The organism is Cupriavidus sp. WS (genome assembly GCF_000395345.1).
Taxonomy (GTDB): domain Bacteria; phylum Pseudomonadota; class Gammaproteobacteria; order Burkholderiales; family Burkholderiaceae; genus Cupriavidus; species Cupriavidus basilensis_B.
The window spans coordinates 1-10218 of the sequence record NZ_AQPL01000387.1 but is presented as its reverse complement, the minus strand read 5'-3'; the positions used below and the strand labels follow the sequence as shown (position 1 = coordinate 10218).

The following is a 10218-nucleotide window of genomic DNA, read 5'->3' as shown; positions in this document are numbered from 1 at the left end:
CGTTCCTGGCCTCGGTCGGTTCGGTCAGCCCGTACATCGGCCTGTTCGGCACCGTGTGGGGGATCATGAACGCATTCCGCGGCCTGTCGAATGTGCAGCAGGCGACGCTGGCATCGGTGGCCCCCGGGATCGCCGAGGCGCTGGTCGCCACCGCCATCGGCCTGTTCGCGGCCATTCCGGCCGTGATCGCGTACAACCGCTACGCCACCGAGATCGACCGGCTGGCCATCCGCTTCGAGAGCTTCATGGAAGAGTTCCTGAACATCCTGCAACGCCAGACCCGCTGACGCCACGGTTCGCGCAAGACACACGGATACGTAGCCAAGGTCAAGGAGAAACCCGCATATGGCAGCGATACAGCGCCGCGGCGGCTCGCGCCGCCGGGCCAGTGCCGAGATCAACGTCGTGCCCTATATCGACGTGATGCTGGTGCTGCTCGTCATCTTCATGGTGGCGGCACCGATCGTGAATCCGGCGGTGGTCGACCTGCCCACCGTGGCCAACGCCACGCCGCAGCAGAAGGCGCCGCCCATCGTCGTGACCGTGCACGAGGACGGCCAGCTGACCGCGCGCGGCAAGGACAATGCCGGCAACGCCTTCGACCGCAAGGTCGACAAGGACGGCCTGCTGGCGTTCGTGCACCAGCGCCAGGAAGAGAACCCGGACCAGCCCGTGGTGATCGCCGCCGACCGCGCGGTCAAGTACGAATCCGTGCTCGACGTCATGTCGGTGCTCAAGGGCGACGGCGTCAAGCGCGTCGGCCTCATGGTCAAGTCAAAGTAACCCGACATTCAACAGGCATCGCCGCGCGAGATGAAGACCGCCGCCTATCCTTATCAGCCGGTCAAGGAGCGGGGAACCCTGCGTTCCTTCCTGCTCGCGCTCTTCATGCATGTGCTGCTGGGCATCGTGCTGTACTACGGCGTGCACTGGCAGAGCAGCACGCCGGTCGGCGCCGAGGCCGAGCTCTGGGACGAGATCCCCGATACCGCCGTGGCGCCGCCGCCCCGGCCCGCGCCGCCGCCCGAGCCGGTCGCGCAGCCGCGCCCGGTGCCGCCCGCGCCCGCGGTCCGGTCGCGCGCCGAGGAAGAGGCCGACATCGCGCTCGAGCAGCAGAAACGCCGCCAGGCCGAGGCCGCCGCCCGCGAGGAAGCGCGCCGGCAGGCCGACCTGCGCGCGCGCCAGGAAGCCGAGCGCCAGGAAGAAGCCCGCAAGGAAGCGCAGCGCAAGGAAGACCAGCGCCGCGAAGATCAACGTCGCGAGGACCAGCGCAAGGAGGACTTGCGCAAGGAAGCCCAGCGCAAGGAAGACGCGCGCAAGCTCGCCGCCCAGCAGGAACAGCAGCGCAAGGAGCAGGCCGAGCGCGACCGCAAGGAAGCCGATGCCAAGGCGCGCGCCGACGCCAAGGCCCGTGCCGATGCGAAGGCCCGCGCCGACGCCGCCGACGCCAAGGCGCGCGCGGAGGCCGACGCCAAGGCCAAGGCCAGCGCGGACGCCAAGGCCGCCGCTTCCGCGAAGGCCAAGGCGGACGCCGATGCCAAGGCCCGCGCGAATGCCGCGGCCGGCGCCCAGCGCCACGCCGAACTGGCGCGCCTGCAGGCGCTGGCCGGCGGCGCGGCGGCGCCGGGCGGGGCCGGCGGTGTCGGCAGCAGCGCGGGCAGCGGCGCCGGCAGCGGCGGCAAGGCTTCGCCGGGCTATTCGGACCGCGTGCAGCGCCGCGTGCAGCCCAACGTCAAGTATTCGGAGGACTTCCCGGCCAGCCTGGCGGCCGTGATCGCGGTCAGGCTGGCGCCGGACGGCGCGCTGCTTTCCGCCCGGGTCAAGACCTCGAGCGGCAACGCGGCGTGGGACGAGGCGGCGCTGCGGGCGGTGCAGAATTCGGACCCGCTGCCCAAGGATGAGAATGGCAAGGCACCCCCGAGTTTCGACATCCGGCTGCGCCCGCATGCCAACTGACGGCGCGAACGTAACAATATGCATAGTGAGCGGAAGCCCGGCGACGATGCAGCTACTATCTAGCCGTCCTTGCCGCTCATGTCCGGCAAGGACGGCGAGTCAACCCATCTGTTAGGAAACCGTTAGGAAACCACATGCGATTCTGCAAACGGAACATAGCCTGGATAAAGGGATTCCTCCTTGGCGGCCTGTTGCTGCTGGCAACCGGCGCGCAGGCGCAATTCACGGTCGAAGTCACCGGCGTGGGCCCTACCCAGTTCCCGATTGCCACCGCCAATTTCCAGGGCGAGGCGCAGGCCCCGCAGAACCTGACCGCGATCATCCGCAGCGACCTGCAGCGCAGCGGCCGTTTTCGCAACGTCGACGTGGCCGGCGCCACCGTGGCCGAATCGGCCAGCGTTGACCTGGGCAGCTGGAAGTCGCGCGGCGCCGACGCCTTCGTGGCCGGCAGCGTGACCCCGGCCGGCAACGGCCAGTACGACGTGCGCTTCCGCCTCTACGACACGCAGAAGGGGCAGAGCCTCGGCGGCCTGGCCTTCACGGTCAGCGCCGGCCAGCTGCGCGTCACCGCCCACAAGATCGCCGACTACATCTACGAGAAGCTGCTCGGCGAGCGCGGCGTGTTCGCCACGCGCCTGTCCTACGTGGCGCGCGTGGGCGGGCGCTACCAGCTGCTGATCTCGGATTCGGACGGCCAGAACTCGCAGGTCGCGCTGACCAGCAACGAGCCGATCATCTCGCCGTCGTGGTCGCCGGACGGCACCAAGGTCGCCTACGTCTCGTTCGAGGCCAGGAAGCCGGTGGTCTACGTGCATGACCTGGCCTCCGGGCGCCGCACGCTGGTGTCCAACCAGAAGGGCAACAACAGCGCGCCGTCGTGGTCGCCCGACGGCCAGCGCCTGGCGGTGGCGCTGTCGCGCGACGGCAATACCCAGATCTACCAGGTCAACGCCGACGGCTCCGGCCTCAAGCGCCTGACCCGCAGCAGCGCCATCGACACCGAACCGCAGTACGCGCCGGACGGCCGCGGCATCTATTTCACCAGCGACCGCGGCGGCGCGCCGCAGATCTACCGCATGCCCGCGGGCGGCGAGGACGCCGGCGCGGCCCAGCGCGTGACCTTCAAGGGCAGCTACAACGTCAGCCCGCGCATCTCGCCGGACGGCAAGCAGCTGGCCTACATCACCCGCAGCGGCGGCTTCAAGCTGCAACTGATGGATCTGGGCAGCGGCGACGTCACCGCGCTGACCGACACCGCCAACGACGAGGCCCCCAGCTTCGCCGCCAACGGCAAGTACATTCTTTACGCCACCCGGGTGGGAGGTCGCTCGGTGCTGGCGGCGGTATCCACTGACGGGCGCACCCGGCAGGTTCTGTCCCTCCAGTCCGGCGAGGTTCGCGAGCCGTCCTGGGGTCCATTCATGCAATAACGAGGAGTATCAAGCCATGACCCAAATGATGACCAAGACCCTTGCCGTCGCCGCCCTGCTGGCGCTCGGCGCCTGCAGCTCCGGCGTCAAGCTGGACGACACCGCCAACGCCGGCGCCGGCAAGGGCGGCACGGCGACGGACGCCCGCGCCGTGGCGCCGGTGGACGTCTCGCGCGATCCGCTCAACGACCCGAACAGCCCGCTGGCCAAGCGCAGCGTGTACTTCGACTTCGACAGCTACAGCGTCAAGTCGGACTACCAGGGCCTGCTGTCGGAGCACGCCAAGTACCTGGCCAGCAACAAGGGCCGCCGCATCCTGATCCAGGGCAACACCGACGAACGCGGCACCAGCGAGTACAACCTGGCGCTGGGCCAGAAGCGCGCCGAGGCCGTGCGCCGCTCGCTGTCCTCGCTGGGCGTGCCCGACACCCAGATGGAAGCCGTCAGCCTGGGCAAGGAAAAGCCCAAGGCCACCGGCCATGACGAAGCCGCCTGGGCGGAGAACCGCCGCGCGGACATCACGTACTAATCTGCGCACAGGCACCTCATGAACGCACGCGTCTCCAAACTGGTATTGCTCACTGCGATGTCCTGCGCCGGCCTGCTGCCGGTCGCGCAGGCACGGGCCGGCGTATTCGACGATGACGAGGCGCGCCGCGCCATCGTCACCATGCGCGATCAGTTCAACGGCTTCCAGGCAACCGCATCGCAGCGCATCGACCAGAACAGCCGCGCCCAGCTGGACATGCAGAACCAGCTCGAAGGCCTGCGCCAGGAAGTGGCGCGGCTGCGCGGCCAGAACGAGATGCTGCAGAACGAGGTGGCCACGCTGCAGAAGCAGCAGAAGGACTACTACGCCGACCTCGATGCGCGCCTGAAGAAATTCGAGCCGCAGCAGGTCACCGTGGACGGCCGCGAGGGCTTGTCGCAGCCTGGCGAGAAGACCGAGTACGACGCCGCGCTCAAGCAGTTCCAGACCGGCGACTTCAAGGGCGCCGGCGGCGTCTTCTCGGGCTTCATCAAGAAGTACCCGCAGAGCCCGTACGTGCCGCTGGCGCAGTTCTGGCTCGGCAACTCGCTGTACGCGCAGCGCGACTACCGTGGCTCCACCACGGTGCTGCAGAACATGGTGCAGGCGTACCCGGACCACCCCAAGGTGCCCGATGCGCTGATCGCCATCGCCAACAACCAGCTCGAGTCCGGCCAGAAGGCCGCGGCCCGCAAGACCCTGGAGCAGGTGGTGTCGAAATACCCCGGCACCGAGGGCGCGCAGGCGGCCAGCAACCGGCTCAAGACGCTGAAGTAAGCGGGCGCGGAACGACGAAAGGCCGCCAGTGGCGACACTGGCGGCCTTTTTCTTTTGCCCGCGGCACGCCTCGCGCGCGCGGGCGCCGAGCTTATTCCGGCAGGTCCTGGCCCTTGGTTTCCGGCAGGAACCAGGGCAGCACCATGCCCAGCACGTAGACCGAGCCGAAGATCAGCGCGGCCTGCGCCACGCCGCCGAACGACTTGATCAGCGTGCCCGACAGGATCGGGAAGAACCACGCGATCAGGCGCGCCGAGTTGAACACGAAGCTGACCGAGGTGGAGCGCACCGAGGCGGTGAACAGCTCGGCCGGGTAGATCGCCAGCCAGGCGAACGCGCAGCCCAGCGTGAAGAAGCCGTTGATGGGCGCGACGATCTGCATCTGCTGCACGGTGCCGACCCAGGCGTAGGCCATGACCGTGGTCAGCAGCGAGCCGGCGAACGTGAGGAACAGGAACCAGCGCCGGCCCATCGCGTCGATGAGGAAGCCCGAGGCCACGTAGGCCACGATCGCGCCGATGGTGTAGGTGATGTTGACCGAGGAGATCCAGCGCTGCGGGTTCTCGACGTGGGCGGCGGCGGCCAGCGCCCCGGTGTAGACCGGCAGCCAGCTCGAGACGGCCCACCAGCCGACGATGGTGACGATCGACAGCGCCGTGGTCAGCGCGATGCGGCGCGCGGCTTCGGGCTCGCGGAAGATCTGGGTCAGCGTGAAGGGGCGCTTGCCCGCGTCGCCGGCCTGCGCGGCGCTGCCCTCGGTGGCGCCCCAGCGCTTGTTGCGCACGGCCTCGATCCACTTCTCCGACTCGTCCACGCCGCGGCGCATGTAGAGCACGAAGAACGCCGGCAGCGCGCCGACCACGAACATCACGCGCCAGTTGTCGGCGCCGAACGGGTTGAACTCGCCCAGGAAGTACCAGATCACCGCGGCGATCAGCGTGCCCCAGCCGAAGCCCGACTGCAGGAAGCCCGCGCCCTTGGAGCGCGCCTCGCGCGGCCAGGTCTCGGCCACCAGCGCGATGCCGGTGCTCCATTCGCTGCCCATCGCCAGGCCCGTCACGAAGCGCAGCGCGCTTAGTTGCCAGACGTCCTGGACCAGCGCGGTGAAGCCGGTCAGCACCGCGTACAGGAAGACCGACCACATCATCATGCGCTTGCGGCCGACGTAGTCCGCCATGGTGCCGCCGATCAGCCCGCCGATGCCCCAGCCCAGCAGCGTGATGCCGATGACCACGCCGCTGTAGATGGAGCGCGAGCCCAGTTGCTCGGGCGTGAGCACCGACTGCATCAGCGAGGGCAGGATCACGATCAGCGCCAGCGCCTCGTAGCCGTCGAAGATCCAGCCCATGAAGGCGCCGTTGAGCGTGCGCCAGTGCTTGGCCGTGAGGTTGGCGCGCCACGAGACGCGCGGCGCGGTGAGGGTGGTGTCGGTCTGCATGGGGATCTCCTGCAATCGTTGTAGTTTGGATGTCGAAGTGGGATGTCTCGGGGACGGGATGCTTCAGGGCGGCGCGCCGGCGCCGCCCGCGAGCCACGGCTCCAGCGCCAGCCGCTCGCGCTCGAAGCTCCCGATCGCGGCGGCGTGGCGCAGGGTGTCGCCGATCTCGTCCAGGCCGTCGAGCAGCATGGCCTTGTTGAACGGGTTGATGTCGAACGCATGCGCGGTGCCGTCCGGTTCGCGCACGGCCTGCGACGGCAGGTCGATGGCGAGGCGGTAGCCGGGGCGCGCCTGCACGGCGGCGAACAGCGCGTCCACCGCCGCCTCGGGCAGCACGATCGGCAGCAGCCCGTTCTTGAGGCAGTTGCCGCGGAAGATCTCGGCGAAGCTCGGCGCCACCAGCGCGCGGATGCCCCATTCGGCCAGCGCCCACACCGCGTGCTCGCGGCTGGACCCGCAGCCGAAGTTGGCGCGCCCCAGCAGGATGCCGGCGCCCTGGTAGCGCGGCTGGTTCAGCGCGAAGCCGGGCACCGGGCGGCGCCGCGCGCAGTCGTCGCCGGGCTCGGCTGCGTCGAGGTAGCGCCATTCGTCGAACAGGTACGGCCCGAAGCCGGTGCGCCCGATCATTTTCATGTACTGCTTGGGCAGGATCGCGTCGGTGTCGACGCTGGGGCGGTCCACGGGGACGACGAGCGCGTCGAGGAAGGTGAAGGGCTGCATGGGTGCGGCGGGCCTAGCGGAAAGTGGAAACGTCGACGAAATGGCCGGCGATGGCGGCGGCCGCGGCCATCGCCGGGCTGACCAGATGGGTGCGGCCGCCGCGTCCCTGGCGGCCTTCGAAATTGCGGTTCGAGGTCGAGGCGCAGCGCTCGCCGGGGCTGAGGCGGTCTGCGTTCATGCCCAGGCACATCGAGCAGCCCGGCTCGCGCCACTCGAAGCCGGCGGCGCGGAACACCGCGTCGAGCCCCTCCTGCTCGGCCTGGCACTTGACCAGCCCCGAGCCCGGCACCACCAGCGCCTGCACGATGCGCGCGGCCACCTTGCGGCCGCGCACCACCTGGGCCGCGGCGCGCAGGTCCTCGATGCGCGCGTTGGTGCACGAGCCGATGAACACCTTGTCCAGCGCGATGTCGCGGATCGCCGTGCCGGGCGCCAGGTCCATGTAGGCCAGCGCGTTGCGCAGGCCGGCGCGCCGCACCGGATCGGCCTCGCGCTCGGGGTCGGGCACCGCGCCATCGACCGCGCAGGTCATGCCGGGCGTGGTGCCCCACGTGACCTGGGGCCGGATCCCGGCCGCGTCGAGCGTCACCTCGCGGTCGAAGGCCGCGCCGGGGTCGCTGGCGAGCGTGCGCCAGTAGGCCTCGGCCGCGTCCCACTGCGCGCCCCTGGGCGCGTGCGGGCGCCCGCGCAGGTATTGCAGCGTGGTGTCGTCGACGGCCACCATGCCGCAGCGCGCGCCGGCCTCGATGGTCAGGTTGCACAGCGTCATGCGGGCTTCCATGCTCATCGCCCGCACCGCGCTGCCGCAGAATTCCAGCGCGTAGCCGGTGCCGAAGTCGGTGCCGAAGCGGCCGATGAAGGCCAGCGCGGCATCCTTGGCGGTGACGCCGGCGCCGAGTTCGCCCTCGATCGCCACGCGCATGGTCTTCATGCGCGGCAGGCGCAGGCACTGCGTGGCCAGCACGTGCTCGATGTCGGAGGTGCCGACGCCGAAGGCCAGCACCGCGAAGGCGCCGTGCGTGCTGGTGTGCGAATCGCCGCAGATCAGCGTGGTGCCGGGCAGCGTCATGCCCTGCTCGGGCGCGACCACGTGCAGGATGCCCTGGCGGGCGTCGTTGAGCGGGTATTCGGTCAGGCCGAACGCGCGGCAATTGGCCTGCAGCGCCAGCACCTGCGCGCGCGCCACGGGGTCGGCGATGGCGGCGATGCCCTGGCTGCGGTCCGTGGTCGGCACGTTGTGGTCCGACATGGCCAGCACCGACGCCGGGCGGTGCGGCGCGCGCCCGGCCAGGCGCAGCCCGTCGAAGGCCTGCGGGCTGGTGACTTCGTTGACGAGATGGCGGTCGATGTAGAGCAGCGTGGTGCCGTCGTCGTTTTCGCGGACGGCATGGCGGCGCCAGAGTTTTTCGAACAAGGTCTGAGGCATCGCGGATCGGCAAGTGAGCATTGGGCGGACGCAGCCCCGCAGGCCTGTGCTAGGATCTGCGGCCAGGTCGCCCGACATGGCACGGGCCCAGCGCAGGCAGGCTTCGTGCGGCGGTCGAGGAGGGCATGCTAGCGTCCGCGCCGGCGCGCCGCTATTTCTTTTTCGACAATTCAGCCATCGCGGCATGAGATGGCTGGCCCGCATCCGCCACGGAGGATCCCATGCGCTTCGACGTCGAATCCCTGCGGGTCTTCGCCGCGGTGGTGGAGCAGGGCAGCATCGCGGCCGCGGCCCAGGCCACCCACATCGTCGCCTCGGCGGTCAGCCGCCGCATCTCCGACCTGGAAAGCGACGCCGGCACGCCGCTGTTCGAGCGCCACAGCCGCGGCGTGCGGCCCACGCCGGCCGGCCAGACGCTGTACCGCCACGCGCGGCGCATCTTCGAGCAGTTCCAGCAGGCCGAGGGCGAGCTCGACGAATACACCAAGGGCGTGCGCGGCCACGTGCGCATGTCGGTCAATTTCAAGGCGATGGTGCACCACCTGCCGCAGGCGCTGCACCGCTTCCTATCGGCCAACAGCGCCATCAAGATCGACCTGATCGAGAAGACCAGCGACGTGATCGTGCGCATGGTGGAAAGCGGCACGGTGGACTTCGGCATCTGCGCGCTGACCACGCCGCCGGAGCGCCTGTCGACGCTGCCGTACCGCGTCGACCGGCTGTTCTTCATCGTGCCCGAGCACCACCGCTACGCCGGCCGCGCGAGCCTGCGCTTCGAGGAAGTGCTGGACGAGGACTTCGTCGGCATGCAGGACGGCGCGTCGATCCACACGCTGTGCCAGCGCGCCGCCTCCGCCTGCGGCCGGCGCCTGAAGCTGCGCATCCAGGTGACCAATTTCGAGGCGGTGCGCAACATGGTGGCGGTCGGCCTGGGCATCGGGCTGCTGCCCGAGGTCGGCATCCCGGAGCGCATGCCGGGGCTGGTGAAGGTCGCGCTGGACGAGCCCTGGGCCGAGCGCGAGCTGAAGATCGTGTTCCGCGACTTCGACGAGCTGCCGGCGGCGGCCAGGCTGCTGATCGGGCAGCTGGCCTCGCCCTGACGCGCGCCGCCTGCCCGCATCGGCGGTCTTCCGCCATGCTCGCGCTAAAATGCAGGATTCGCCCCGATTTTCCGCGCGCCGCCGCCAGGCGCCGCGCCCCCCGCCATCATGAAAAAACGCGCTATCGTCCTGCTCTCCGGCGGCCTGGACTCCGCCACCGTCCTGGCCATGGCCAACGCACAGGGCTTCGAGACCTATGCCCTGTCGATGCGCTACGGCCAGCGCCACTCCTCCGAGCTGGACGCGGCCAGGCGCGTGGCCGCCGCGCTCGGCGCCGCGCGCCACGAGATCATCGACCTGGACCTGCGCCGCTTCGGCGGCTCGGCGCTGACCGACGACAGCCTCGACGTGCCCACCGACGGCGCCGTGGGCGGCATCCCTGTCACCTACGTGCCGGCGCGCAACACCATCATGCTGTCGCTCGCGCTGGGCTGGGCCGAGGCCGTGGGCGGGCGCGACCTGTTCTTCGGTGCCAACGCGGTCGACTACTCCGGCTACCCGGACTGCCGCCCCGAGTACGTCTCGGCCTACGAGACGCTGGCCAACCTCGCCACCAAGGCCGGCGTGGAAGGCGAGCGCATCCGCGTGCACGCGCCCATCATCGACATGACCAAGGGCGAGATCATCCGCGCCGGCGTCCGGCTCGGCGTGGACTACGGCATGACCGTGTCGTGCTACCAGGCCGACGACGACGGCCGCGCCTGCGGCGTGTGCGATTCCTGCCGCATCCGCCGCGCCGGCTTCGAGGCCGCCGGCGTGCCCGATCCGACCCGCTACCAGGGCGCGGCCTGAAGGCGACCTAAAGGCGGCCCGAAGGCGGCCGGCAGGGCCGCGCCGTCGCG

At 70.1% G+C, this 10218-nt stretch carries 11 protein-coding genes; 8 read left to right on the top strand and 3 right to left on the bottom strand.

Annotated features, from left to right (window positions below):
• The 6 genes from K206_RS0127650 to ybgF form a co-directional block, all read left to right on the top strand.
• On the top strand, nt 1-287 hold a 287-nt coding region (locus K206_RS0127650; protein ID WP_020205617.1), incomplete at its 5' end, for a MotA/TolQ/ExbB proton channel family protein.
• A 58-nt stretch (nt 288-345) separates the two neighbouring features.
• Nucleotides 346-783, top strand: a complete 438-nt coding sequence (gene tolR / locus K206_RS0127645; protein ID WP_020205616.1) for a protein TolR — start codon at nt 346-348, stop codon at nt 781-783.
• A 30-nt stretch (nt 784-813) separates the two neighbouring features.
• Nucleotides 814-1956, top strand: coding sequence for a cell envelope integrity protein TolA (gene tolA, locus K206_RS0127640; protein ID WP_020205615.1), 1143 nt, complete (start codon nt 814-816; stop codon nt 1954-1956).
• 134 nt (nt 1957-2090) lie between these two features.
• Nucleotides 2091-3386 (top strand): Tol-Pal system beta propeller repeat protein TolB, encoded by a 1296-nt coding sequence (gene tolB, locus K206_RS0127635; protein ID WP_052166008.1) that lies wholly within the window; start codon nt 2091-2093, stop codon nt 3384-3386.
• 16 nt (nt 3387-3402) lie between these two features.
• On the top strand, nt 3403-3915 hold the full coding sequence (gene pal, locus K206_RS0127630; protein ID WP_029044163.1) for a peptidoglycan-associated lipoprotein Pal: 513 nt from the start codon (nt 3403-3405) through the stop codon (nt 3913-3915).
• A gap of 18 nt (nt 3916-3933) precedes the next feature.
• On the top strand, nt 3934-4692 hold the full coding sequence (ybgF, locus tag K206_RS0127625) for a tol-pal system protein YbgF (RefSeq protein ID WP_029044162.1): 759 nt from the start codon (nt 3934-3936) through the stop codon (nt 4690-4692).
• 91 nt (nt 4693-4783) lie between these two features.
• Here the strand turns inward: ybgF and K206_RS0127620 are convergent, their stop codons facing one another.
• From K206_RS0127620 to leuC, 3 genes are all read right to left on the bottom strand, one after another.
• Nucleotides 4784-6130, bottom strand: a complete 1347-nt coding sequence (locus K206_RS0127620; protein WP_020205611.1) for an MFS transporter — start codon at nt 6128-6130, stop codon at nt 4784-4786.
• Between the two features lie 63 nt (nt 6131-6193).
• Nucleotides 6194-6850, bottom strand: coding sequence for a 3-isopropylmalate dehydratase small subunit (leuD, locus tag K206_RS0127615; protein ID WP_020205610.1), 657 nt, complete (start codon nt 6848-6850; stop codon nt 6194-6196).
• 13 nt (nt 6851-6863) lie between these two features.
• Complete coding sequence (gene leuC / locus K206_RS0127610; RefSeq protein WP_020423942.1) at nt 6864-8276, bottom strand: 3-isopropylmalate dehydratase large subunit; 1413 nt, start codon at nt 8274-8276, stop codon at nt 6864-6866.
• A 221-nt stretch (nt 8277-8497) separates the two neighbouring features.
• Here leuC and K206_RS0127605 point away from each other — a divergent pair, with 221 nt between their 5' ends.
• Both K206_RS0127605 and queC read left to right on the top strand, forming a co-directional pair.
• Nucleotides 8498-9376 (top strand): LysR family transcriptional regulator, encoded by an 879-nt coding sequence (locus K206_RS0127605; RefSeq protein ID WP_020205608.1) that lies wholly within the window; start codon nt 8498-8500, stop codon nt 9374-9376.
• Between the two features lie 108 nt (nt 9377-9484).
• The gene (gene queC / locus K206_RS0127600; protein WP_020205607.1) at nt 9485-10168 is read left to right on the top strand and encodes a 7-cyano-7-deazaguanine synthase QueC; all 684 of its coding nucleotides are present in this window, start codon (nt 9485-9487) and stop codon (nt 10166-10168) included.
• The last annotated feature ends 50 nt before the right edge of the window (nt 10169-10218 follow it).

Coding starts and splice junctions, on each gene's coding strand:
- tolR (WP_020205616.1), top strand. CDS start 346: ATGGCAGCGATACAGCGCCGCGGCGGCTCGCGCCGCCGGGCCAGTGCC.
- tolA (WP_020205615.1), top strand. CDS start 814: ATGAAGACCGCCGCCTATCCTTATCAGCCGGTCAAGGAGCGGGGAACC.
- tolB (WP_052166008.1), top strand. CDS start 2,091: ATGCGATTCTGCAAACGGAACATAGCCTGGATAAAGGGATTCCTCCTT.
- pal (WP_029044163.1), top strand. CDS start 3,403: ATGACCCAAATGATGACCAAGACCCTTGCCGTCGCCGCCCTGCTGGCG.
- ybgF (WP_029044162.1), top strand. CDS start 3,934: ATGAACGCACGCGTCTCCAAACTGGTATTGCTCACTGCGATGTCCTGC.
- K206_RS0127620 (WP_020205611.1), bottom strand. CDS start 6,130: ATGCAGACCGACACCACCCTCACCGCGCCGCGCGTCTCGTGGCGCGCC.
- leuD (WP_020205610.1), bottom strand. CDS start 6,850: ATGCAGCCCTTCACCTTCCTCGACGCGCTCGTCGTCCCCGTGGACCGC.
- leuC (WP_020423942.1), bottom strand. CDS start 8,276: ATGCCTCAGACCTTGTTCGAAAAACTCTGGCGCCGCCATGCCGTCCGC.
- K206_RS0127605 (WP_020205608.1), top strand. CDS start 8,498: ATGCGCTTCGACGTCGAATCCCTGCGGGTCTTCGCCGCGGTGGTGGAG.
- queC (WP_020205607.1), top strand. CDS start 9,485: ATGAAAAAACGCGCTATCGTCCTGCTCTCCGGCGGCCTGGACTCCGCC.